Origin of the sequence: Vibrio owensii CAIM 1854 = LMG 25443, assembly GCF_000817815.1 — a bacterium.
Lineage (GTDB): Bacteria > Pseudomonadota > Gammaproteobacteria > Enterobacterales > Vibrionaceae > Vibrio > Vibrio owensii.
In genome coordinates this window covers 1-24,282 of record NZ_JPRD01000042.1, presented here as the reverse complement: position 1 = coordinate 24,282, position 24,282 = coordinate 1, and the positions used below count along the sequence as shown (strand labels likewise).

Annotated in this window: 20 protein-coding genes; 9 read left to right on the top strand and 11 right to left on the bottom strand. The window is 45.9% G+C overall.

Going from position 1 to position 24,282, the window contains the following annotated elements:
* Positions 1-52: 52 nt before the first annotated feature.
* The 4 genes from fusA to H735_RS20440 all read right to left on the bottom strand — a co-directional run bounded on the left by fusA (position 53) and on the right by H735_RS20440 (position 5,408).
* Positions 53-2,077 carry an elongation factor G gene (fusA, locus tag H735_RS20455; protein WP_020196098.1) on the bottom strand — a complete coding sequence of 675 codons (2,025 nt, stop codon included), beginning with the start codon at positions 2,075-2,077 and terminating at the stop codon, positions 53-55.
* A 309-nt stretch (positions 2,078-2,386) separates the two neighbouring features.
* On the bottom strand, positions 2,387-3,373 hold the full coding sequence (gene dgcA, locus H735_RS20450) for an N-acetyl-D-Glu racemase DgcA (RefSeq protein ID WP_020196097.1): 987 nt from the start codon (positions 3,371-3,373) through the stop codon (positions 2,387-2,389).
* A 26-nt stretch (positions 3,374-3,399) separates the two neighbouring features.
* The gene (gene dgcN, locus H735_RS20445) at positions 3,400-4,404 is read right to left on the bottom strand and encodes an N-acetyltransferase DgcN (protein ID WP_020196096.1); all 1,005 of its coding nucleotides are present in this window, start codon (positions 4,402-4,404) and stop codon (positions 3,400-3,402) included.
* Between the two features lie 119 nt (positions 4,405-4,523).
* On the bottom strand, positions 4,524-5,408 hold the full coding sequence (locus H735_RS20440) for a LysR family transcriptional regulator (protein WP_020196095.1): 885 nt from the start codon (positions 5,406-5,408) through the stop codon (positions 4,524-4,526).
* Positions 5,409-5,536: 128 nt separating this feature from the next.
* Here H735_RS20440 and H735_RS20435 point away from each other — a divergent pair, with 128 nt between their 5' ends.
* From H735_RS20435 to H735_RS20420, 4 genes are all read left to right on the top strand, one after another.
* Complete coding sequence (locus H735_RS20435; protein ID WP_020196094.1) at positions 5,537-6,265, top strand: GntR family transcriptional regulator; 729 nt, start codon at positions 5,537-5,539, stop codon at positions 6,263-6,265.
* Positions 6,266-6,498: 233 nt separating this feature from the next.
* The gene (locus tag H735_RS20430) at positions 6,499-7,863 is read left to right on the top strand and encodes a PTS transporter subunit EIIC (protein WP_020196093.1); all 1,365 of its coding nucleotides are present in this window, start codon (positions 6,499-6,501) and stop codon (positions 7,861-7,863) included.
* A gap of 52 nt (positions 7,864-7,915) precedes the next feature.
* Positions 7,916-9,343: a sucrose-6-phosphate hydrolase gene (locus H735_RS20425; protein ID WP_020196092.1), complete on the top strand. Its 1,428-nt coding sequence runs from the start codon at positions 7,916-7,918 to the stop codon at positions 9,341-9,343.
* A gap of 410 nt (positions 9,344-9,753) precedes the next feature.
* Entirely contained in the window at positions 9,754-10,872 is a 1,119-nt protein-coding gene (locus H735_RS20420; protein ID WP_020196091.1) for a carbohydrate porin, read from the top strand.
* Between the two features lie 46 nt (positions 10,873-10,918).
* Here the strand turns inward: H735_RS20420 and H735_RS20415 are convergent, their stop codons facing one another.
* Entirely contained in the window at positions 10,919-12,118 is a 1,200-nt protein-coding gene (locus tag H735_RS20415; RefSeq protein ID WP_027726686.1) for an MFS transporter, read from the bottom strand.
* Positions 12,119-12,209: 91 nt separating this feature from the next.
* Here H735_RS20415 and soxR point away from each other — a divergent pair, with 91 nt between their 5' ends.
* Positions 12,210-12,650 carry a redox-sensitive transcriptional activator SoxR gene (gene soxR / locus H735_RS20410; RefSeq protein ID WP_005441477.1) on the top strand — a complete coding sequence of 147 codons (441 nt, stop codon included), beginning with the start codon at positions 12,210-12,212 and terminating at the stop codon, positions 12,648-12,650.
* Between the two features lie 15 nt (positions 12,651-12,665).
* Here the strand turns inward: soxR and H735_RS20405 are convergent, their stop codons facing one another.
* A complete protein-coding gene (locus tag H735_RS20405) occupies positions 12,666-13,061 on the bottom strand; it encodes a DUF2391 family protein (RefSeq protein WP_005441475.1) in 396 nt (131 codons plus the stop codon).
* Positions 13,058-13,915 (bottom strand): tetratricopeptide repeat protein, encoded by an 858-nt coding sequence (locus H735_RS20400; protein ID WP_020196089.1) that lies wholly within the window; start codon positions 13,913-13,915, stop codon positions 13,058-13,060. Before H735_RS20400 ends, H735_RS20405 begins: the two co-directional genes overlap by 4 nt.
* Positions 13,916-14,110: 195 nt before the next feature.
* Between H735_RS20400 and H735_RS20395 the strand changes: the two genes are divergently transcribed.
* Positions 14,111-14,584 carry an ASCH domain-containing protein gene (locus tag H735_RS20395; RefSeq protein WP_020196088.1) on the top strand — a complete coding sequence of 158 codons (474 nt, stop codon included), beginning with the start codon at positions 14,111-14,113 and terminating at the stop codon, positions 14,582-14,584.
* Positions 14,585-14,637: 53 nt separating this feature from the next.
* Here H735_RS20395 and H735_RS20390 read toward each other — a convergent pair whose 3' ends face one another.
* The 3 genes from H735_RS20390 to H735_RS20380 form a co-directional block, all read right to left on the bottom strand.
* Positions 14,638-15,201, bottom strand: coding sequence for a GNAT family N-acetyltransferase (locus tag H735_RS20390; protein WP_020196087.1), 564 nt, complete (start codon positions 15,199-15,201; stop codon positions 14,638-14,640).
* 60 nt (positions 15,202-15,261) lie between these two features.
* Positions 15,262-15,849: a class I SAM-dependent methyltransferase gene (locus H735_RS20385; protein WP_020196086.1), complete on the bottom strand. Its 588-nt coding sequence runs from the start codon at positions 15,847-15,849 to the stop codon at positions 15,262-15,264.
* Between the two features lie 88 nt (positions 15,850-15,937).
* Entirely contained in the window at positions 15,938-17,455 is a 1,518-nt protein-coding gene (locus tag H735_RS20380) for a phospholipase D family protein (RefSeq protein ID WP_020196085.1), read from the bottom strand.
* Between the two features lie 589 nt (positions 17,456-18,044).
* On the opposite strand from H735_RS20380, the gene H735_RS20375 reads away from it, so the two are divergent.
* The 3 genes from H735_RS20375 (at position 18,045) to H735_RS20365 (ending at position 22,922) form a co-directional block, all read left to right on the top strand.
* A complete protein-coding gene (locus tag H735_RS20375) occupies positions 18,045-19,202 on the top strand; it encodes an efflux RND transporter periplasmic adaptor subunit (RefSeq protein WP_020196084.1) in 1,158 nt (385 codons plus the stop codon).
* A 13-nt stretch (positions 19,203-19,215) separates the two neighbouring features.
* Positions 19,216-22,374, top strand: a complete 3,159-nt coding sequence (locus H735_RS20370) for an efflux RND transporter permease subunit (protein ID WP_020196083.1) — start codon at positions 19,216-19,218, stop codon at positions 22,372-22,374.
* Positions 22,375-22,655: 281 nt separating this feature from the next.
* The gene (locus H735_RS20365; protein ID WP_005429553.1) at positions 22,656-22,922 is read left to right on the top strand and encodes a hypothetical protein; all 267 of its coding nucleotides are present in this window, start codon (positions 22,656-22,658) and stop codon (positions 22,920-22,922) included.
* A gap of 687 nt (positions 22,923-23,609) precedes the next feature.
* Here the strand turns inward: H735_RS20365 and H735_RS20360 are convergent.
* Positions 23,610-24,282: efflux RND transporter permease subunit (locus H735_RS20360; RefSeq protein ID WP_042980322.1), on the bottom strand; the 673-nt coding region annotated here is incomplete at its 5' end.

Sequence of the window (24,282 nt, the reverse complement as noted above, 5' to 3'; positions counted from 1 at the left end):
GCCCTCAAGTTTCGAGGGCGTTTTTTGTTGGTGAAGTTAAATGTGTTAAGTCTTAGCTTTGCTGCGTCGCTTCGTTGCAGACCTGTTTTTGCACAGCTGGTGGCGCTGGTTCGTAATGGCTGAGCGTCATGTTAAAACTGCCTTCACCGCCAGTAATTGAGCGCAGACGACGAGCATAATCTTGCAACTCGTTGACCGGAGACTTCGCCCTTAACATAGTGAAGTTCGCGTCGATAGGCTCGGTACCTTCAATAAGACCGCGATTACCAGATAAATCGCCGGATACATCACCCACATTCGCGGTTGGAATATGAAGCTCCATTTGAACAATCGGTTCGAGCACAATCGGGTCTGCGTTGTTGATCGCATCTAAAAACGCTTTCTTACCTGCGATGACAAACGCGATTTCTTTCGAGTCAACCGAGTGGTATTTACCATCGTAAACGGTCACCTCGACATCTTTGATTGGGTTACCAGAAATCGCTCCTTCTTCTAGTGCTTGAACAATGCCTTTTTCCACCGCAGGGATGAGTGCGGTAGGAATGGCACCGCCTACCACTTTATTGATGAACTTGAAGCCCGCACCGCGCTCGAGTGGGCGTACTTTTAATTGCACTTCACCAAATTGACCGGCACCGCCGCTCTGTTTCTTATGACGATAATGACCTTCTGCTGGCTTGGTTATGGTCTCAAAGTATTCGACGCTTGGTTGGCTGGTTTCCACTTCCAGTTTGTAAACAGAAGACATTTTCTCCAGCGCTACTTTGAGGTGGAATTCACCCTGACCACTTATGATGGTTTCATTAGTGCGTGCGCGATGTTCGATTCGAAGAGAAGGGTCTTCACTGGCGATTTTATTCAGTACATCCCCAAGCTTTTGCTCGTCGCCACGCTTAACGGGTTTTAGGCACAGCGAGTACATTGAATCAGGGAAGTTGAGGGTTTTGAATTGCACGCCATCTTCTTCATGAGAGTCATGAACAATGGAATCAAATTCCAACTCATCCACTTTGGCTAGCACACAGAAATCGCCGGCAAGCGCCCTTGGGATTTCTGTTCTGTCTTTGCCTTGCAATTGGTAGAGATGACCGACTTTGAACGCTTTGTTGCTCTCGCCAATGTAGAGTTGGCTGCCTGCGTTGATTTCACCTTGGTAAACACGTAAGTAGGCGAGTTTGCCCATGTAAGGATCGACGCTGATCTTGTACACATGCGCCACGCTGTGCTCAAGTGCTTCACAGTTTACTTTGACCTTCTTGCCGTTTTTCTCCAACAGCGGTGGGTTGCCTTCATTTGGCATCGGCATGATTTCCGCTAGGGTTCTCAGCAGCAGTTCTACCCCTGCGCCTGTTTCGGACGACACAAAGCAGATTGGAATAACGTGTCCGGTTCTTAATGCTTCTTCAAACGGGTCATGCAGCTGTTCTGCTGTCAGTTCTGAGCCTTGTTCAAGATACAGTTCCATCAGCTCTTCATCGACTTCAATCACTTGGTCTATCAAGGTTTCATGGGCTTCTTCGACTTTGGCGAGCTGGGTCTCGCGTTCGATCTCTGGTTCGAAATAGCAATCCACGACCGATTGAGCATCGGCTGAAGGTAAGTTGATTGGTAAGCAGTTGTCACCAAAGTGTTCGATGATGCTTTCCATCACGGCTTCAAGTTGGTTACCGTGATTATCGAGCTTGTTGATGATGATCATCTGGCACTTTTGCTGCTCTTTAGCAAAGGCGAACAAGCGGTCAGAAGTTTGGTTGATGGGCATTTGTGGGTCGATGATCAACGCGGAAGTTTCAACGGCAGGGAACACGCTGAGTGTGCGTCCGAGTAATTCACTCTGTCCGGGAGTGTCGATGATATTGAGGCGGTGTTTGTTCCAACTTAGGGCGACTGGGGTGGCTTCGATACTGTGTTGATATTGGATGGATTGTTGGTCGAAATCGGTCACCGTATCGCCTTTTTCCACACAACCTAAATGGTTGGTAGCTTGGCAGGTGTAGAGCAGTTTTTCTATCAGTGTGGTTTTGCCGGTACCCGTTTGACCGACAAAGGCGACGTTGCGGATCTTATTGATAGGCATAGAGCCTCCTTGCAAATGACGTGCGAAACCGAGTGAGCCTTTAGCGGCCAATCAACGGTTCCAAAGCAAACCTGATATCAGGCACGAACTGCATTGGAGTAGGGCGGGTTTACCGCCTTTTCGTCTTCCATGTCATTTTTCGGATGACTCTATACATACAACCACCACCTTGCTGAAAAAGCGCATTAGAGGTTACTACGTTATTAGCATGCCGTAATAACCCCGTAATTTATGTGACTTATTTCATGCTGACGGTGATTGTTTTTTAATCTAGGTCATGAAATGGGTGATGGGGTGATCCCTGACCCTTTACAGGACGATTTCACCTTCTCGATATACCAAAGCAGGCTCAACATCCTGACCCAGTAAAACCGGACCATCTAAGTCGACCACTTTCGATTGAACAGCGATGGGTAGAGCTGCTCGCATCGCTAGTGAAGTGCCTAACATGCAACCAGACATCAAGGTAAAGCCAAGGCGTTTCGCTTCTTCTGCAAGCAATAAGGCTTCGGTTAGACCACCTGTCTTGTCGAGCTTGATGTTGACCATTTCGTATTTGCCTACCAATTCATGCAATTGTTGGCGCGTATGGCAACTTTCATCGGCACAAAGTGGAATAGGGTGCGAAATGTCTTTTAGCTTGTCATCGTCATTCGAGGGTAAAGGCTGCTCAATCATCGCGATATTCAATGGCGCTAGTGCGGCAAAGGTGGCGTCTAAATCCAGTTCTTGCCATGCTTCGTTCGCATCCAGCACGATCATCGCATCGCCTGCCGCTTCACGAACTGCGCGAACACGTTCAATCACTTGTTCGCCATCGAGCTTCACTTTAAGTAGTTTTGCGCCTTGTTCGATGTAACTACGGGTCTGATTTGCCATTGCCTCTGGCGTGTTAATCGACACGGTCATCGCGGTGACAATCGATGCTGGCAGTTCAAATAAATCTTGAGTGTGTTGCTTGCCCGCTAGCTTCGCTTGTAAGTTCCACATCGCGCAGTCGAGTGCATTACGTGCCGCACCACCAGGGAGAAGGGTTTGCAGCTTTTCTCTAAGGGAGACTATGTTCGCATCGCCTTTGGCAAACAAACCTTGCAGTTCATGGGCGGCTTGAGAAATGGCTTTGATCACCGATTCCACCGACTCGCCGTAGCGAGGATAAGGTGTACATTCACCTTGGGCAGTGATGCCGTTCTGCTCTATGGTTACTCGCACCACGTGGCATTCGGTTCTGCTGCCACGTGATATACGGAAAGGCGTCGCCATCGCAATGGTGACGGGCTCTACATGAATTTTCATCGCGTCTACAATCCTTAAATCGCAACTTAAATCGCAATAATCTGTTGAGCAATTTGCTCCACGCCAAAACGCACAGGATCGGTCACTGGTACTTGGTATTTCTCAGTCCAGTCTTGGCAAAGCTGTGCGGCATCATCTTCACTGATTGCAGAAGTATTCAAGCAGATTCCGACAAGACGTGTGTCAGAGTTTGTTAAACGTGCAGCTTGTAAATTCGCTTCGATGGTTTGTTCAATCGTTGGCAACTTAGCATGAGGAAGGTTGCGAATGTGCGGGCGACCGATCTCGTGACACAATACCAAAGCGTCTGCTTGTGCGCCGTGAAGCAAGCCTAAACTCACGCCAGCAAAAGAAGGATTGAACAACGAGCCTTGTCCTTCAATGATGTCCCATTCGTGGTCAATAAACTCAGGACTAATGGCTTCCACCGCACCAGAGATAAAGTCCGCGACAACCGCATCAATCGAAATACCACTGCCCGCGACTAAGATGCCCGTTTGACCTGTGGCTTTGAACTCAGCTTTACAACCAGATTGCTGTAAGGCTTTCTCAATCGCGAGAGCTGAGAACATTTTTCCAACCGAGCAGTCGGTACCAACCGTTAGTAAGCGTTTACCCGAGCGCGCTTTACCATTGCCCACTTTTAGCGGTTCATCGTAATGGCGTACATCGTGCAACTTGGTCAAGCCACGTTGCTGTAAGTCATTCAAAGGCGCGAATTCAGAAAGACGTTGGTGCATACCTGAGGCAATTTCAAACCCCATTTCCGCCGCTTCGAGCAAGGTTGATTGCCATGATTCAGGAATAACACCACCAGGGTTTGCTGTACCGATGACGAGCGTTTTTGCGCCTTGCTGCTGAGCCTGTTGCAGCGTCATGTCGGTTAAACCTAATGAAACGGTTTCTGACGTAAGACGAAGCTGACCTAAGCAAATCTCTGGGCGCCATTGATGTATACCGCGTGCAGTTTTTGCGGCTAATGGATCGGTGACGTCGCCAAGAAAAAGTAGGTAAGGTTGAGCAATTTGCATGATGGTTCCCTCTGTCATTCGTACGTTTTCAGACAATGTAGTCAGTTTGAAGAGGGAAGCCGAATGCCTATTTGTTGTGCGCCTATAACTTGAAGTTATAGGTGGGCGTGAGTGCTAACTTACTGATTAACATGCTGCTTTAACGACTCAATAAAAAGCTTGGTCGATATGGATTGCGGTGTGTGCTCCGCAAACAAGATAGAGATAGAAAATGACAGCGCCGGAGAAAGTGAGCGCACGCTTACTGATTCGTCATCTTGATACTGTTTTGCTGTCCATGGGTCGACAATCGCAAACCCCGCATGATGCTTGACTAGCTCGGCGGCAGCGGCGTAACTGCGCACTGTGATCGCATGGTTATAATGTTCATCACGCGCAGAGAGTGTTTGATGTAGCAATAAACCGAGTGGGTCTCGACTGTCCAAGCCGATGATTGGCAATTCGTGCTGAATCAAATCATCAAACGATATCGCGTCGTCAGTCGAATTGAGCGCTTCTTTTGGCGCAATCAGAACAAGTTGCTGCTTGAGTAACACCTCACTCAAAATCGCAGGTGGCGCTTCTTCACCAAAGGCAATCGCCACATCCAATTCGTGCTTAAGTAAGCCTGAACACAGCTCATCACGGTTTGCGGTTAATAGTTCAAATGAGATGCCTTGTTGCTTCGACAGTGTAGCAACCGTTGGAGCAAGCAGTTGGGAAGCTAAGACAGGAGGTGCTCCGACTCTCAAGTGCTGAGTGCCTTGTTTCACTTTATTGGTGAGGGAGCGAAATTGCCCAAGTTGTTGGTAGACTTTTTCGGCTTCTGGCAATAGGGCTTTGGCTTCTTGGGTCGGTACTAAGCGGCCTTTGACGCGCTCAAACAGGGCAAAGCTAAGTTGTTGTTCCGTATGGGCAAGTACCCGAGTGACATTAGGCTGCGATACATGCAATAGGCGCGCGGCACCAGAAACAGTTCCGGTCTGCATGATGGCGTAAAAGACTTCCAATTGTCTTAAATTCACTGCGGTTTCCTGTTGTTTCGTTTGAGCTAGAAGCTAGCTTATCCAATTCTTACGCCTTTTAACAATAGTTGGTAATTGCCCTCAGCTTGAGTAAGATGAGTTGGTAACCCCTTAGTTTTCACGGAATTATGACTGAGTTATTTGATCAAAAAAGTTTGCAGCCGCTGTACATTCAAGTCGCGGATGAATTAAAGCGCGAAATTGATAAAGGTATTTACCCTGCAGGCAGTAAGCTTCCATCGGAAAATCAACTGGTGGAGTTACTCAAAGTCAGTCGAGTGACGGTTCGTAAAGCGCTTCAACAGCTTAATGATTTGGGCTACACCTTCTCAGAAAAAGGCAAAGGGACGTTCGTTAAATCCAACAAATTGCGTCATGATTTCTTGTCCATGTCTGGCTTTGCTCAAGAAGCGGCAGGCTCAGGGTTAGAAGCTAAGAACATTGTTGATGCGTTTGAAGTGGTTCTTGCAGACGAGTTAGTGGCTGAAAAACTCAATATTGCGCAAGGTGAGCCAGTGAATTTTGCTCGTCGTTTACGTCTGATTAATGATCAGGTTGTCTCTTATGAGGAGTTTTATATTCCTCGTGTTCTTTTGCCTAATTTAACGCAACAAGACCTTGAAGGCTCAAAGTTCGAATACTTAAGTCGTCATGGCATTGAGATGGTGAAAACGCAGCAGAAATTGATTCCTGCCTTACCGGATGATGCTGCACAGAAACTGTTGGTGGTCGATAAGCTGGATCCTATCTTGATCAACCAATCTCAGAACTTCTATGAAGAACAAGGGATATACGAGTATTCCATCGTTTATTACAAGTCGAGTTTGTACGACTTTGAAATCACCGCACGAGTTTAAAGACCTTGAATTAAACGAATATTGAACGAATTGAAAAATAGCCCACCGATGTGGGCTATTTTTTTATTTATAGGTTTAATAACTAAGCAACTGCATGCATTTTGAATCAATAACAAGTGTGACGTGTGACAAAAAACGAGAATGAAAAATACAACCTGTATCTAACCTGCATTACGATAAATACAAGTTGAATACAGGTTGTTATTTCTTTGCACTCTTTGGAGACAAAAATTATGGCGCGAGATGCGAAAGTTGTAGCGAGTAAAGTGATGTCCTTGCTAGGTGGTGAGGGCAACATCGCACAACTTAATCACTGTGCAACACGACTGCGTGTTGTGGCCAAGGACGATGGACTAGTAGACGCGGAAGGACTCAGCGCGACAGAAGGGGGACACGGTTACTTCTTCCAAAACGGACAGCACCAAGTGATCTTGGGTACTGGTTTTGTGGGTAAAGTATTTGCCATTATGAAAGGCAATGAAGCGATTGAAGAAGCGCCACAAACCGAAGAGAAGAAAGACAAAGTCAGCACCTTTCAAGCAGTGACGCGTACCTTCTCTGATATCTTTGTTGCCATTATTCCAGCACTGGTTGCTACGGGTCTTTTGATGGGCTTACGTGGTTTGCTCGTCAACGGTTTTGGCATGGAGCTATCGCCACAGTTAAACACGCTTTCGCAAGTTCTGACCGACACGGCATTTATCTTTATCCCAGTTTTGGTGACTTGGTCAGCGATGCGCGTGTTTGGCGGTAACCCGGTTCTCGGCATTGTGCTCGGCCTGATGCTAGTTGCGCCACAATTAGCCAGTAAGTGGGATGTGGCCTTTGGCAACGCAGAAGCCATGATCATTCCGTTTATGGGCTTTGATATCGCAGTTACCGGTCTGCAAAGCTCTATTCTTCCTGCGGTATTTATGGGTTGGTTCGCGGCGATGGTAGAGCGCACTTCGCGCAAACACATTCCAGAAGTGTTGGACTTAATTCTCACACCTTTCATTACCTTGTTGGTGTCTCTGATTGCTGGCTTGGTGTTCGTAGGCCCACTTCTGCTTGGTATTGAGAAACTGATTACTGAGGCGGTGCTGTACTTCCTGCAAATTCCTTACGGTATCGGCGGTTTGATTTACGGTGGTGCTATTCAATTTATGGCCGTGACTGGCATGCACCACACTATCGTTCCAATCACGATTGCGATGGTGACAGACACAGGCTTCGACTACATCAACCCACTTGGTACAGCGGCGATTGCTGGCCAGTTTGGTGCGGCGATGGCGGTCATGACTATGCAAACAGACAAAGTAAAACGCTCTGGCATGTTTGGTGCGGCGCTTCCTGCACTATTTGGTATCACAGAGCCTGCCATGTTTGCGATTACGCTTCCTCGCGTTAAGCCTTTCCTATACGGCTGTGTCGGTGGTGCGATTGGTGGCTGTCTTGGTGCGATTGCCGGCATCGGCTCTGCGGGTACAGGTGCAACCATGCTACCAGGTATGTTGTTGTACCTCGGCGGTGGTCTAGGCATGTACATGCTTGTCATGCTGGTGGGCGCAGTGTCGGCGTTCGCTCTAACAAAACTGTTCTACAAAGAACCAAAGTAATTCTTTTCACTCCCGTTGTTTAGCGGGAGTGCTTTCTCTTTTTGGAGTCGTTATGGATTTTTCTAATCGCCAAAATCGATTTGTGAGAATCGATGAGGTGAGCGCGGAATATTTGGCAGACATTAAGCATAAAACGAAAACAGACCCGTTTTATCCGAGCTACCACATTGCCCCGCATCATGGTTTAGTGAATGACCCAAATGGTCTGAGCTACTTTAATGGCGAGCATCATATTTTCTATCAGTGGTTTCCACTAGGCCCCGTGCACGGTTTGAAACATTGGTATCACGTATCGACCAAAGATTTCGTCAACTTTAACGATCGCGGCATTGCGATGTATCCAGACCAAGATTACGACCATCACGGTTGTTACACGGGCGTGGGTGTTCCTCACAATGACGAATTGTACTTGTTTTACACCGCCAACCTTCTGAATGAAGAGGGGAAAGGCTTGCCAACACAAGCACTCGCGGTGATGGATAAACAAGGCAAGATCGAGAAAAAAGGTGTCGTGGTTGAGTTTAATTCTGATGCGTACACGCAAGAATTCCGTGATCCAGTATTAGTCACTCGCGACGACGGTTACCACATGCTGATAGGTGCTCAAGGGCATGATGAAAAAGGCAAGCTTGCTTATTATCACGGTTCCGATATCGATGATTACCACTATCAAGGCAATATTGATGTGGGGCTGGCTGACTTTGGTTATATGTGGGAGTGCCCTAACTATTACGAACAAGATGAAAACGGTGTGTTTATCTTCTCTCCTCAAGGCGTAAGCTCAGAGAGTAAATATGACCTGAAGAACGTTTTCTCTGTGGTGTACATGGTGGGCGAGCGCATTGATTTCGAAAACAAAGTCTTTCCTAATCAGGGTTATCGAGAGTTGGATAAAGGTTTTGATTTCTATGCTCCTCAAACCTATCTCGATGATCAGCAGCGACGTATTCTGATTGGTTGGTTGGGCAACTCGAAGAGTGAATACCCAACCGATAAGAACCGCTGGGCGCATATGCTGACGCTACCTCGTGTCTTGACTATTGAAGGGGATTACCTCATTCAAAGCCCACTACAAGAATTGGAAGCGTTACGTAAAGACTCTGTTGAAGTCGACGGTTCACATTCGTTGGATTCTCAAGCATTTGAGGTCGAGCTTCATGTTGATGGCGCTTTCTCTTTGACTCTATCCAATCAGAGAGGTGAGCGAATGGTATTTAGCGGCGATCAACATGAGTTCACCCTAGATCGAACTCATGTTTCTCATTTGCATGCCGAGGCGTTTGGTTCCGTTCGTTATGCCAAGCGACTTGAACAAGCACAGCGCATTCGTATCTTCGTGGATAACTCTGCCATCGAGATTTTTGCCGACAGTGGTAAGACGGTTTTCACCTCGCGGATCTTTATTGATGATCTGTGCAACATCGAGCTCAAACAGGCTCAAGCAACACTGCATTACTTGTCCCCGATCTCTTACTGCTAGCAGTTTCGGATTGGTTTTTGGCCACCAACTTGGTGGCCTTTTTTGTGCCTGCTATTTAGCAATGAAATTGATTCATAAATTTTGTGATATCTGTCATGTTACAATGCTCATATGAATGAGTTTGATTTCTATCAATTTCACTCAAAAAATTGCTTTAAAATCCGATAATTATAAATTTTTATATTTAAGTTGCTGTAATTAAAGGTAAATAACTAAAGATCTAAAATCGTGATCTTGTCTAGCAAAAACGGTTTAGCAATATTGTTTTGCTGTTTTTGTTGATCAAGAATTAGCCCCGTCCACTGTTAATGATCGGCCAGTTAATTAGCAGTTCTTTTTTGTCCATAGCTACACATAAGCCCTCCTTTAAGGCGGGCAAACTATTAAAAAATACAAATATAGGGGTTCACATGAACAACACTTTTAAGCTTTCGCTAGCGGCTGTTTTAGTATCAACAGCAATGACTGCAAACGCAGGTATCAGCATCGTTGACAACGAAGAAGGTAACTTCTCGGTTGGCGGTAACGTAGAGCTAAACTTCAACTTTGAAGATCGTGAATCAAACGCCAATGACGACAGCGAGTTCAACCAAGACGGCCGCGTACTTATCGAGTTTGCGGGTGAAAAGTACACCAGCAACGGTCACTATGTGGGTGTAAAAGCACAGCCTCTTTTTGAGAGCACAGGCAACATCGCACTGGATGACGCGTACTTTGAATTTGGTAAGAAAGACGGTTGGGCGATTAAAGCGGGTCGTTTCGAAGCTTATGATATGTTCCCTGTGGGCCTAGACGTATTCCTTGAGTATTCAGGTGATACGGCGAATGACCTATATGCAGACGGTGCGGCATACTCTTACCAAATGAAAGAAGCGCGCGGTCGTGGTTCTGATGGTCAGATCATGTACAACCAAACATTCGGCAACCTTTACGTAGAAGTTGGTGCGATGTTGGGTGACCGTTCTAACTTATTTGATGGCGGCGTTGGTGGTTATTACCACGGTAAAGAAATCACAGAAAGCAAAGATGCATTCCTACTACGCCCTGTCGTTGCTTACCAAATGGGTGATTTCACAGTCGCAGCATCGATGGAGACTAACCTAGTTTCTGACGCTATTGTTGCCGATGGCGTGGACATCTCAGATCGTACGGGTTACGGCTTAACAGGTAACTGGACAAGCGGTGATTGGTCTGTGAACGCAAGTGTTTCTTACCTAGATGCAGTAGACGAGAACAACATGTCGGCAGGTGTGAACGCATTGTGGAATAACCTAGGTCTTGGCTACATCTACTCAACGAACGAATTCGAAAACAAAGAGTTTTCTTCTTGGGCGGAAGGTGACGTAAACGTATCAACTTGGTACGCTTCTTACGCATTCCGTGATGTGCTAGAAGTTCAGGATTTCTCAATCCTACTAGGTACTTACTACACTATGGTCGACAACAAGCTGACGCAGCAATCGGATGCAACTGCCTTTGCTGAAGAAGACGATTTCGGTGCGCGTGTTCGCCTATACTACGAATTCTAATTCCTCCCTTTGGAAGCCAAAAGCCCAGCGATTGCTGGGCTTTTTGTTATTGGCTTGTGGCAAGTTGACCATCGCCATTCATTTTATGATTCAAATACCACATCACACAGACTGCCATCGCCATGGTGCCAGCCGCCAGTATGAAGCCATACTTGGTCAAGCCATAGTGGCTCAACATCGCAATAACAACATAACTTAAAGATTGCACGGTAGTGGCGAACATGCTGATTCCGCCGTCGACTCGCCCTCGTTGATGGACAGAGACAGTGTGGTGCATCCAATTGATTCTTGCGATTCGATTCAACGCGTTAAATGTGCCAAAGAGCGCAGTAAACATCAGAATGGTCAGTGGATGTGCGGATAAGCTCATGCCAATTAAAGCAATTACTAACACGCTCATCGATACGACAATAATGCTGGTGTGACCAAACTGATTCAGTACCTTGGTAACGATAAGTCCGGTTAGTAATGAACCCAAGCCAAAGCTGATGTTAAACCCTGCGTACCAATCACCGGAGATACCTTGCTCCGAGAACCAAATAGGCACCAATTTTCCTAGGTAAGTCAGAATGGGATAAGACAGGCAGGACAGCAAAATAAAAGTGTAAAAGGTCGGCTCTTTAGCAAAGATTTGCTTACTCTCTTTTAACTGCGACATAAAGGCAACAGCGTGAGAGTCTCTGATTTGTTGCACGTACGGCGTAGCCATATAGAAAAGGGCGGCGATAGAAGAGGCGGAGGCAGCAAACAAAGCAAATTCCCTCATTCCCCACATCTCTAACAACACGATACCTAGCGCGCCAGCGCCCAGCGTGGTCGATTGCATCACGATTTCTTGCTGACCGGAAATTTTGGCGTATTCATGGCGTTGATAGTTCTCTTGGGTGAAAGCATTATTGGTTGTCCATGCGAAGTTACTGGATACCCAGTAGACCAATTGTGCAAACGCTAACAACCAATGTGAGCCAAGCTCAAACCAGTACGCGACAAAAATGATGAACGCCATACCAGCTTGTAACCATTGATTGAGCACGAGTAACTGCTTTCTTGAATGGCGGTCGATAAGAGTGGAGAAGAAAGGTGTAGCCAAGAAAGAAACCGCAGTACAAGAGAGTGAGACCAAAGCAACAAAGGTTCCCATTCCGGGTTCAGCCAACATTACCCATGGCAGTGCCATCATAAATAATCCGGAAGAAATACTATCGAAGAATCGCCCAGCCAAGTAGGGCAGCGTTTTATTTTTCATCGTTTTTATCTGCTTAATTTGTTAACGTGGTGTAACTTTAGAACCTCAAGTAAACTTGAGGTAAAGCGTTTTTTTAAACAAGAGGTCAGAAATGGAAATCAGCGTAGGCGAGGTGGCAAAGCGCTCTGGAGTGAAGGTATCAGCGCTGCACTTTTATGAGCAGAAGGGATTGATTTCAAGCTGGAGAAATCAAGGTAATCAACGTCGCTACCATCGCAGCGTGCTTCGCCGTGTGGCTGTGATCAAAGCAGCGCAGCAAGTTGGATTGTCGTTAGAAGAGATCAAAGTGGCATTAGAAGAGCTGCCTAAGCATCAAGCACCAAACAAGCAGCAATGGGAAACCATGGCCAGTCATTGGCATGAGCAGCTAGAACAAAAGATTCAAAAGCTCAAAGCGCTACAAAACGATTTGGGTGGTTGTATTGGTTGCGGGTGTCTCTCACTAGAAACTTGTGCATTAAGAAACCCAGAAGATGTGCTCGGTAAAGATCATGCTGGTTCGAACCTGACCCTCGACGAACAAGAGTCATAACAACGGCTGAGCTGGTTATTCCTTATCGAAACTATCCACCACAATCGCGCCCATTGAAGCAGGCATAGTAATCACAATCACCCGTTTGAGGGCGATTAGTGGGTCTGTGAATAAAGGAAGTTTGTTGATGCAGAATAGCACTAAAGCCACCACCACAGCGGCGATGAAGTAGGCAATTACCACACGAAAGATGAACACGGCAACGCGCGTTTTTATGTTGCTTTGAAATACGCTTTGATAAGCAAAAAAACCTAAGAAGAGCACCGACAAGCTGAATAGCATCAGCAAATTCAACATCGGCAAGCTTTCACCCAAGCGCCACGCTTCTTCCGAGAAAGAAATTGGGACGGCGAGAGCAAAAGCGCCAACCAAAACTTGGCTGGCATCTTCAAGGTTAAAGTGGCTGCTCATGCTTGAGACTCAGGCGTGCTGCTTGCTAAGAGCTGTTCAAAGCGCTCATTGCCGTGAAGCAGTTCGAGATCTTGTTCTTCCGCTAACAGATCGCGAATGGAAGGGCTGGTGTCAATCGCACGCTCTAAGTCTTCAATCGCTTGCTCTTCAATCCCTAATCGAGAGTAGGCACAAGCACGTTGGTAAAGGGCTGGACCGTTCGTATCGTCCACTTCCAGAACTCTGTTACATAAGCTCAGTGCCCAGTGGTACTCTTTGATCTCCATAGCGGCGTCGGCTTTGTAAGTCAGCGCTTCTAAATCTCCAGGGCGAACAAGCAAAATTTCATCGTAGATGTCGATGCGTTGTTCCGGAGTTTGTGAGCTTTGTGCACGAAGCCATAAGTTATGGATTTCGTTGATCTTCTCAATCTCTTTGTTGTTCTCGCTGATGATGCGGGTTTTACGTTTCAAGTCACGCTCCAACGCCACGAACTTTTTCTCATATTCCTGAGCGATCTTTTCTAATCGCTTGTCTGCCATCTCTTTGGTGTTGTGCTTAAACTCGCGCAGAGATTGCCAGCCAACAAAAGCAATGAGTGAAGCGACACCCGCAATGATGTAGAAGAAGTAGGTAACCGTCACGTTAGCGTAGTTCAAAGATTTATCAGCCACCGTTAACTCTCGGTCGGTGATTTCAACAATCATTCTTCGTTCTAAATCCTGTTGCTCCTGACGCAGCGACTTCAACTCATCAAGGATATAACGCTCCATTAATGGTCTATCCAAAAGGTCGGATTCTGAATACTTTTCTTCGGATGCAAGAGTTGGAAAGGAGAGCAGAGCAGCGAAGAAGATGCCGATGATTAAGCGCATAGAACGTCCTTTTGCGTCGAGAATGGATGGATCTCTGAAACCATAGCAAATACAGACAAGGTTTAGCAAAAAACAGATGAAAAATGCTTGTTTTATAAAGCGTTCTGATGGGCTCGTATCTTGTTCTTTTGATCATGAATGGATACTCTTTCCGGCTAGTAAAGCGAAGGAAAAGCAGAACCAAGGTACAGATGTATGGACGCCAAAGCACAAGCTTATCTCAACCAATATTTGGATACGCTCTCTGGAAAAGAGCAAGCAGCGATTCCCTCAGTAAGTGCTGATTATTATTGTGCTGACGAGTACAACGCTAATACTTGTGCTGAGCTGGTGAGAATCGGCCAGAAAACGGCCTCTTGCAGTATGGAGCTCTGGTACAGCGAACACGGAGAGGTGATGCCTCAAGTGGGGCACTTACAAGTGGTGACCAATTGGGACGGCGAACCTGTTTGTATTATTCAAATCACAGACGTCAGTACCTGCCGATATTCGGACGTGAGTGAAGAATTTGCCCAAGCTGAAGGGGAAGGCGATCGCACGTTAACTTGGTGGAGAGAAGCACACACTAAATTCTTTAAAGCGGAATGTGAAGAGCTTGGCATCGACTGGCATGAGCAACGTTTGTTGGTACTTGAGCGTTTTAGAGTGGTTTACCCTATATCCAAGTAACCCAACGAAAAAGGCTTGGCGCGTTGCCAAGCCTTTTCATTAACTACGATGATTTACGCTAATTGTTCTTGGCTATAGAGCCGTTGGAGCAGCATTTGCCATTCTTCTCTTAATACGCCGTATTTGATGGAGTCGTAGTACTCGCCTTGGTAGTAACGCACTTTACGAATCCGCGCTTCCTGTTGCATGCCAAGCTTTTCTGCACATCGCATCATTCTTGGGTTACCAGACCAGGTTGTTAAACCCACTCGTGCTATGTCTTGGGTTTCGAATATATGACTAATCCATGGAACTAGCGCACAAAAGCCCAACCCTTTATCCCAATAGTTCGAATCGTAAATGACGATGCCAGCTTCAAGCCAGCGAGTGCTCTCACATTCCCAATACCAACTCACTGAGCCAACGGGCTTACCTTCGAACTCAATCAATAACATGTCTTTGCCTTTTAGTAGGCGTTGAAAGGTGTGGTTACGAAAGCCTTCTAATGTCGGTGTTTGATAAGGGAAGTAAGGACCATTGAATTGCGCCCAGCGTTCATCCTCGGTGATGAGCTTATAGAGCGTTTTCGCTTCTTCCGGAACGGCTCGTCTTAATGTGACGCCTTGGAAATGGTACATAACACTCCTTTTAGTAACGAATAAGAGTAACGAATAAGAGTAACGAATAAGAGTAACGAATTAACGTTTGAGCGCAGTGACGCTGAACATGTGCCAATGTTTTGCATTGCCGAGAGCAGTGCTGCCATCTTCATCCCGCTCATGGAAGTGGAGAATGTCATACCCTTCAAACAATGCTTCGACTTGCTTTTTGGTGAATGCACTTATGTCTGGATGCGTTTTGGCTTTGACCCAAGAGTCTTTCACGCCCAGTAAATCCCCACAAAAAACACCACCGGAGACTAAGGCTGAGTCGATTCTTTGCCACACGCTTTCAAAGTGCTCGCTAGGGCAAAAGAACAAACTCGCACTGGCAATGAACAAGCTGCATGGCGGGTAATCAAAGTCACTAAAGCAAGACTGTGATATGGAAAAGTTAGGATTGCCTTCGAAACGCGTCAAGCAAGTTTCCACCGCATCTTGATGAGTGTCAAACGCGTAAACGGTAAAGCCTTGATTGAGGAGGTAGTTGGAATCTCGACCGGTACCGCATCCTGCATCAATGGCTATTTTGTTGTCGAGCGTAAGCAGGTTGGCGGCACGTTCTACGTTTGGTCGGTGAGGTTGGCTCGCCACCTTTTGATAGTAATCGTTCCATGTTACTGACATTGCGATTCCTTTCTTATGTGTAAAAAACGCTACTCAGTGTTGAATAGCGTTTTGATTTAGATTTGTTGATTTTATCCTCGCAGGGAAGCTAGAGTTGATCCTCGATTGGCAGAATGCCTGAGAACCAAGCCCCCATTTTTCTCCACACGCTGGCTTCTGGCTCTGAATCAAATTCTTCGCCTGTTGCTTGATCAATCCATGCGATATCACCATCTTTGATGATGAGTTGATAGGCATTTTCTTTCAGCTGCTCTGGCAAAACGGTTTGTTGTTTTTGCACGTACTCTGGTTGCTCTATAACTACGCCCATCTCTGTGTTGAGCTCAGCCGAACGCGGATCCCAGTTCATCGAACCTACAAACAAGGTTTTCCCATCGATCATCATGGCTTTGGCGTGCAGGCTCGCTCGGCTGCTACCGGTTAAGCTCCATTTGCTTTTGATTTTCGCGCTGGCTTTTACTTCCCATAGTTTAATGCCCGCTTTAACCAAATCTTCTCGGTACTTGGCGTACCAACCGTGGACAGCAAATACATCGTTTGATGCCAAGCTATTCGTCACGATGGTGATATCTATCCCTCGTTTTGCCGCATCAGTCAGAGCTTTTGTTCCGGATTCTGTCGGCACAAAGTAAGGGGAAATTAGAACAAAAGAATCTTCAACGCTCTCAAGGAGTTCACCTAAGTTCGCAACCAGTTGGCTTTCTTGAGTGGCAATTTTGTCGGGTAAATCGAACCACACTTGGCCTTGTCCCCAATACAGTTTCAGTTTGCCTTGTTGGAGCTCCTCATATAGGTCTAACTCTTTGAAGTTATAGGGACCGGTAGAAAACTTCTCTTCCAATTTGAGCTTTTTCACCTGCGCTTGAATCGCATCGTCTGCCACTTTTTCAGACTCAGGCACAATCCATTCCATTGGGATGGCATAGAGACTATTCCAATACAAATCGAACTGGTCCGCGGTTTGTGTCACGGCCTCGCCATAAAGCATCAAATCGAAATCACCAAACTCGACATTGGACTCGAAAGAGAAGTATTCATTACCAATGTTTCTGCCGCCGACAATGGCAGACACACTATCGGAAATCAGAGCTTTGTTGTGCATGCGACGATTAAGGCGGTCAAAGTCACTTGCCAGTGCAAATACACGTGCATCTCGATATTGGTGCGGGTTAAACAGTCGGATTTCGATGTTTGGGTGAGCGTTCAACTCTGCCATTCCTGCATCATTTCGCTTTTGCATGTCATCTAGAAGTAGGCGAACGCGTACGCCACGTTGTGCTGCTTCATACAAACGCCAAGTCATTAGTTGACTGGTCTCGTCACTGCGATAGATGTAGTACTGCAAATCTAGGCTTTTTTCGGCAGATTCAATCAGTGCGATTCGAGCTAATAGTGCGTCGCTTCCCTGATTGAGAGGGTAAAAGCCAGTGTCTGAGTTAGAGTCTTTGTCGTAACTTTCAAAGAACTCTGCCAACGATGAGTCGCTTTGATATCCGAACTGAAAACTGGTGGATTTCTCACTTGGATCTCTTGGCTGAATTGAGGAACAAGCCGAGACAAGTACAAGCATTGAACCGAGTAAGGCTTTAGAGAGAGAACGTAGCAATGCACACTTCCTTGTTAATACACAACGTAACTCTTTGATTATATATCAAGCTTTAAATCTGGGTAACGCGAGTGATTGTAGCCAAGTCGCAGATTTCTCAATAAAGCAACCGAATCTGAATGACTCGATATGGTTTTTGGAAAGCATATTATTCGGGCGGACAATATCATGTTTTTTACTTATGTTTTACTCAGAAATGGTCAATATCACTAATATTTGGTGGTAATTACCAACACTGCACTGAGAGAAATTACCAATTTAACCTAACTTATTGATATTTAAAGAGTAAACGTTTGGCATGACGATTGCGTATAAACAGTGAGCGTGAGAGGTCGTAACTTGCGGAGATGGTTAAGTTTTTGTTAATTTTATTAACTTGCCATGGATAGTTCTTTTGTGGTTGATAATCGCGAAACACAGCAGAAGCACGGCGCTCTTATAAAGTTGTCTATTTCAGATGCAAACACTCACTGTTTGTCCACGGAGAGTAGGAGATTGGGTTATCGAAAGTTCCGTTTGTTAATTCAGCTCTAAGGCGAAGGCCTGACGGGGATGAACAGGAGAATACAAAAATAAAAAAGGATTTTTGATGTTAGCAAAACCAGTATTACGTTGGCTTTTACCCTTCGTCGTGGTTGGTGGTTCTTATGCGGGTTATGCCGCGATTGCCGCTACTGCGCCCGAAAAAGAGTCAATCAAAGACACCGTTACTGAACCCACAGTACAAACCTCTTCACTTTTTCCTACCGATCATAAAGTTGTTATCACCAGCCATGGTGAAATGCGTCCATTTGAAAAAACGCATCTAGCAGCTCAAGTTAGCGGCGAAGTGATCAGTTGGCACCCAAATTTTGTGACGGGTGGAATCGTAAAGCGTGGTGAAGTGTTGTTCACGATTGAAAGTGATAACTACGAAGCGGCTGTTCTACAAGCTGAAGCGGGCTTGGCAAGTGCACGTGCTGCTTTGATCGAGGAACAAGCCAAAGCGGAAGTCGCAAAACGCCAAGCGAAAAAGTTAAGCGACAAACAAGTCACAGATCTTTACTTACGCAAGCCGCATGTCTTGAGTGCTCAGGCGCAAGTTAAGTCTGCACAAGCTGCGTTGAAGCGAGCTAACCGCGATCTAGAAAACTGTAAAGTGATTGCGCCATACGATGCACTTGTTGTTGAGCGTGATATCGGTGTGGGGCAGTTTGTCTCTTCCGGCTCTCGCGTTGCAACCTTGAATAATATCGAAGTGGCGGAGATCCACGTTCCTATCGCTGGTTTTGATAGTGCATTCCTTCCTGAATCTTTGAAAGAACTACGTGCGACTGTAACGCAACAAGGCATTCTATCGACGACTCGTGAAGGCAAAGTTGTTCGCGATCTCGGCATGATCGACAGCGCGACGCGCATGATCAATATGGTGATTCAAGTTCGTGACCCATATGGTCTAGACAACAATCAGCCACCGATTAAGTTTGGTTCATACGTTGAAGTGAGCTTTACCGGTAAAGAGCTCAAGCACATTTATCGTCTCCCTCAGGAGCTAGTAAAGAACCGCACCGTTTGGGTCGTGAATGGCGAAAACGAACTGCAACCTAGAACGGTCAACGTACTTCGTGCAGAAGGTGAGTTCCTACTTGTGGGAGAAGGTCTTGAGCAATCAGACAAGTTGGTTCTGACGTTACCTGAGTACCCGCAAAAAGGCATGGCTGTCCAAGTCGCAAAAAAGAATGACGACTCCGAAACCGTCGTACAGTAAGTAGGAGTCAATCATGGAAGAGAATCAACAAAAGGGCATCATTGCCTATTTTGCTAATAACTCTGTCGCCGCGAACCTGATGATGGTGTTCATCATCGTGATGGGTATCGTGAGCTTTATGTTCATTCAACGACAAATGTTCCCGAACGTTGAAGTTAACTACATCAACATTCGAGCGGCTTATCCTGGTGCTTCTCCGCAAGAGATTGAAGAGAGTATCTTGGTTAAAGTCGAAGAATCGATCAAAGACGTCACTGGCATCAAAAAGACCGTGGCACGAGCTTCTCGAGGCAGCGCTTACGTATCGATAGAAGTGGATGTGAATGCTGACATCAAACGCGTATTGGACGATGTAAAGCAACGGGTAGATACCTTATCCAATTTGCCGGCAGGCATGGAACCCATCAACGTTTATCAGGTGGAATGGCGACAAGAGGTGATAGAAATGGGCTTAGTGGGCGATAGACCACTGGAAGAGCTCAAACCTATCGCTAAACAAGTCGAAGACGAGTTACTGCAACTGAAAAATGTCATGCTGGTGGATCTCAATGCACCAGAAGAAGAGATTGCTATAGAAGTTGATCCGCTGATTCTTCGTAAATATGACTTAACGTTAAGTGATGTGAGTAACGCGATTCGTCGTTACTCAGCGAACTTTTCTGCAGGTGAAGTAAAAACCAACGCAGGCATGATCGCAGTACGTATTGAGAACCAATACTACCGTGGTGATGAGTTCCGCAATATTCCAGTTAAGCTTGGCGCAAACGGTGCAAAAGTTCTGCTACAAGACATCGCAACGATTAAAGATGGCTTTACTGAGGAAGATCGTTACTTCGAATACTCGGGTCAAAACGCGATCTACATGGCGGTTCAAGCCACGCGTGATCAAAACATCATCCCAGTTGCAGAATCCGTTCGTAACTACATCGAAGCAAAGAACAAAACCTTACCTGACGACATTCAACTGAAAGTTCTCGTCGATATGACCTACTACCTAAATGGTCGTCTCGACATGATGCTGAAAAACCTTCTTCAAGGTGCCGCGTTGGTGGCCATCATGCTCTCAGTATTCCTTCGTTTCCGCTTAGCAATGTGGGTAATGTTGGGACTACCAGTGTGCTTCTTGGGCGCTGTAATGATGATGCCAATGCTGGGTATCACCGTGAATATTGTGTCTTTATTCGCCTTTATCATGGTGCTCGGTATCGTGGTGGATGACGCCATCGTAACCGGGGAAAGTGCCTACAGTGAGATCGAAGAGAAGGGTGGTGGTGTTGAGAACGTTGTGACGGGAGTTAAGCGTGTCGCGACTCCGGCGACCTTTGGTGTGTTAACCACGATAGCGGTGTTTGCCCCATTCCTACTCTCAAGTGGGATTGATAGTGCCTTCTTCTACGGTATTGCGGGTGTGGTGATCCTGTGTCTTATCTTTAGCTTGATTGAATCTAAGCTGATCTTGCCAGCTCACTTAGCACACACCAACTTTACACCAATCAAAGCGGGTGGTTGGCGCGATAATTTCAACAAGCGCTTCTTCGGCTTTGTTAATGGTCCTTACCGCAGCTTCGTTAAGGCTTGTACTCATTGGCGTTGGACCGTGTTTGCCTTCTTCTGTGGTCTGTTACTGATTAGTGCTGCTTTAGTTAGCTCGAACTATGTTCGTGTGATTCCAAATCCAAAAGTTCCAACGGATTATCCGGCGATTACGATTGAGATGAATGACACGGTATCGAGCGAGCAAACCATCAATGCGTTAAAAACCATTGAAGGCGTGATGCAGAAAATCGAAAACCAGATCATTGATGAGCATGGTCAGGGGATGATTCGGGATGTGCTTTCTTACAACCGCAGCCGTACTGAAGGTCGTATTCTTGTGCCGCTTGTGGATGAAGAACTGCGTCCATTCAATACCTTTGAACTTGCACGTCGCTGGCGTGAGGCAATGCCAGTTATTCCGGGCATGAAGAGCTTTAAGATCCGCGAGCAAAGTGCAGGTAGCGGTGACCGCGACGAGTTTGGTTACTTGCTGTTTGGTTCGGACATTAACGAGCTAAACGAAGCAGGGCGCTACCTGATTGGCCGACTTCAGCAAGAAGAAGGTCTGTACGATATTTCTTCGTCTATCGATTCTGGTAGTAAAGAGGTACTGCTATCACTTGCCCCTGTTGCTTATGATTTGGGCTTGGATCTTACCATGATAGCAGAGCAAGTGGGTGGCAGTTTCTACGGTGGTGAAGCGCAGCGCATTATCCGTGATGGCGAAGAAATTAAGGTTATGGTGCGTTACCCGCAACTGACGCGTGAAGCCTTCTCATCACTGCGTTACGCTGTGATTACCACACCAGCAGGCAAAAAGGTCATGCTTGGTGATGTGGTGAAGATCAACGAGCAACCGGGTGTGAGTACCATTCGACGTGAAGGCGGTTATCAAACCGTTTATGTCTATGGCTCTATAGATGAAGAGTTAGTTGAACCTCAAGAAGTCGTGAAAGTTATCGACGACAACATCTTACCGGACATGAAGCAAGCCTTCCCAAGTGTGAAAACGGAATTGGGTGGTGACATCGAAGAGCAAGCAGCACAGCGTAACGAGCAAATCATGTTCTTTATTGCAGGCATGATCATCGTATACATCTTGCTGGCCGTGCCGCTTAAGAGCTACACCCAACCGCTTATCGTCATGTCGGTAATTCCGTTTAGCTTAACGGGTGCGATTTGGGGACACTTCTGGCTGGATATGGACATCAGCATGATGTCGACGTTTGGTTTAATTGCGGCAGCGGGTGTGGTTATCAATGACTCCTTGGTGATGACAGATTACGTTAACCAAGTGCGAGAAAAAGGCATGAGCATTAAGCAAGCGGTTGTTGAGGCTGGCTGTGCTCGTTTTCGAGCGATCACGCTGACGTCTATTACCACCTTCGCTGGTGTACTTCCTATCATGTTTGAAACCAGCTTGCAGGCGCGTTTTGTTATCCCGATGGCGGTCGCGCTTGGTTTTGCCGTTCTGTTTGCAACTGTCCTTACCTTGATTCTGGTGCCTTGTCTGTACCTGATGCTCGAGGATATTAAAAACATCTTCCGCATTGTTAAACGATTCTTTGGTCGTTTGATAGGTAAGTTCAAATCACAGTCATCAAACACTGTCGGCAACGAAAGCACGCAAAGCTAGTTTCACCTAAAACGAAAATCTAAAGCAGCCTTCGGGCTGCTTTTTTTGTGCCTTAAGCGAACTGAAATGGACCATCTATACTATAAGCTGGATGAATGGTTAAATATTCATAAATATCGTTGGTTAATTTAACACTGTGTGTGTGAAATTCGCCATTGAGCAGATGGTAGAAAAATAAACTTTTGTTTAAGTTGTTGATATTAAAGGTTTAAAAAGTTGGCATCCTATGTGCAATGTATAGAGTGCAACCCAATGAACTGCTAATCCCTAAGGAGCTTATTATGCAAAGCGTATTTCTATCTACTCTAGGTCTTATTGCTGTAATGTCATCACCAATCGCTGCTGCTAACACTCTAGACAAAGAAGAGTGGAGTGCGGATTTACGTCAAGAATTTACAACAATGAAGCATGAGGCGGTTGCGGACATCCAACAAATGAACATGGACGCTATTGATGAACGCGATGAACGCATTGTTAAACACATCAAAGAACAACAAGCTCAACTGGTAAAGATCAAATGCCAGAAGACAGAGGCAACCAAGTCATAACCTCTGACGACAAAGATTCCGTGTTAGTCACAAGGACGAGTGATTAACCAGAGTGCATCCGATACAAGCACGACGTTAGTGAGCAGTCAGCGTCAACCTTGTTGCTCTATTTGCCAACCTATTAATGGGTTGGCTTTTTTATGCCTGTTGATTGAGGAGGGGGCGCTAAAACTGGGGATTGAGTAGGAGAAATACGGCAGATAGAAAAAAGCCCGCGAAGAATACCTTCACGGGCGAAAAAAGGGCACCAAATTGGGTGTCTATTCATTTTGGAGATGGTCGAACGTCCATATCATACTGACAATAGGCTTGGTGAGAGGCTTACCACCAGTGCGACCAACGAGGCTAAAGTTAACATTGTTGTAATCATTGTTAAAATGTTAATTCTTCAATCAATGATTTCATTATCGTTAGTTCAAATTGTGAATGTGTTGTCTGTGTGTATTTATACTGTGCTAAATGTCGTTTTTGATAATAAAACTTATCATAAATCCTATAGTGATCATTGGGGTTGGTTATATAAAGCTCGACATACCGCATTCTCAATTGTTCATATTTGCACTTAATGCCACATAATAACCCTGTATTTGTTAAGTTTTTGTGTTGTTTTTAACGCTTTTCACTGAAAACAAAAAGAGCGACCTAAGCCGCTCTTGTTCATTTTGATAAATTTACTTATCAGTCGTTTTAGATTTCTTCGTGTTTATGGACTAGGCCGAAGTCAGCTAAAATGGCATACGCGGCAGGGATCATAAACAACACCAGCAGAGTGGATGCGAAAATACCAAACACGATAGAGATAACCAGTGGTTGAATAACCTGTGCTTGCAAACTGGTTTCAGTCAGTAGCGGAAGCAAACCTGCTGCAGTGGTCATTGATGTTAGGAATACTGCTCTAAAGCGCTCTCGACTGGCTTTGACTACCGAGTCGTGCACATTATCCCCTTCATCGACATGATGGCGTATGTACTGAACTAACAGAATCGAGTCATTCACCACAATCCCCGCTAGTGAGACGAAGCCCATCATACTTGGCATACTTAATGAGTGACCGAGTAGGATGTGTCCCCATACCACACCAATAAAGGCGAGTGGAATCGCGAGCATGACGACGAATGGTTCCAAATAACTGCGGAATTGGTAACTCAGAATCGCAAACACGCCAAACAAACCAAGCAAGAAGCCTTTACCCATTGATGCCCCAGTTTCAGCGGTATCTTTGGCTTCGCCTTCAAAATCAAAGCGAAGACCAGGATACTTTTGCATAAGCTTTGGCGCTTCATCTTGTTGGAACTGACGAATAATGGCGGTTGAGTTGGCTTTCGTATTATCGATATCGCCAAATACGCTCACAGTCCGC

Coding starts and splice junctions, on each gene's coding strand:
- H735_RS20385 (WP_020196086.1), bottom strand. CDS start 15,849: ATGTCAGTAACATGGAACGATTACTATCAAAAGGTGGCGAGCCAACCT.
- H735_RS20415 (WP_027726686.1), bottom strand. CDS start 12,118: ATGAAAAATAAAACGCTGCCCTACTTGGCTGGGCGATTCTTCGATAGT.
- dgcN (WP_020196096.1), bottom strand. CDS start 4,404: ATGCAAATTGCTCAACCTTACCTACTTTTTCTTGGCGACGTCACCGAT.
- H735_RS20370 (WP_020196083.1), top strand. CDS start 19,216: ATGGAAGAGAATCAACAAAAGGGCATCATTGCCTATTTTGCTAATAAC.
- H735_RS20430 (WP_020196093.1), top strand. CDS start 6,499: ATGGCGCGAGATGCGAAAGTTGTAGCGAGTAAAGTGATGTCCTTGCTA.
- H735_RS20435 (WP_020196094.1), top strand. CDS start 5,537: ATGACTGAGTTATTTGATCAAAAAAGTTTGCAGCCGCTGTACATTCAA.
- H735_RS20390 (WP_020196087.1), bottom strand. CDS start 15,201: ATGTACCATTTCCAAGGCGTCACATTAAGACGAGCCGTTCCGGAAGAA.
- H735_RS20425 (WP_020196092.1), top strand. CDS start 7,916: ATGGATTTTTCTAATCGCCAAAATCGATTTGTGAGAATCGATGAGGTG.
- H735_RS20400 (WP_020196089.1), bottom strand. CDS start 13,915: ATGCGCTTAATCATCGGCATCTTCTTCGCTGCTCTGCTCTCCTTTCCA.
- H735_RS20365 (WP_005429553.1), top strand. CDS start 22,656: ATGCAAAGCGTATTTCTATCTACTCTAGGTCTTATTGCTGTAATGTCA.
- fusA (WP_020196098.1), bottom strand. CDS start 2,077: ATGCCTATCAATAAGATCCGCAACGTCGCCTTTGTCGGTCAAACGGGT.
- soxR (WP_005441477.1), top strand. CDS start 12,210: ATGGAAATCAGCGTAGGCGAGGTGGCAAAGCGCTCTGGAGTGAAGGTA.
- H735_RS20405 (WP_005441475.1), bottom strand. CDS start 13,061: ATGAGCAGCCACTTTAACCTTGAAGATGCCAGCCAAGTTTTGGTTGGC.
- H735_RS20420 (WP_020196091.1), top strand. CDS start 9,754: ATGAACAACACTTTTAAGCTTTCGCTAGCGGCTGTTTTAGTATCAACA.
- H735_RS20375 (WP_020196084.1), top strand. CDS start 18,045: ATGTTAGCAAAACCAGTATTACGTTGGCTTTTACCCTTCGTCGTGGTT.
- dgcA (WP_020196097.1), bottom strand. CDS start 3,373: ATGAAAATTCATGTAGAGCCCGTCACCATTGCGATGGCGACGCCTTTC.
- H735_RS20395 (WP_020196088.1), top strand. CDS start 14,111: ATGGACGCCAAAGCACAAGCTTATCTCAACCAATATTTGGATACGCTC.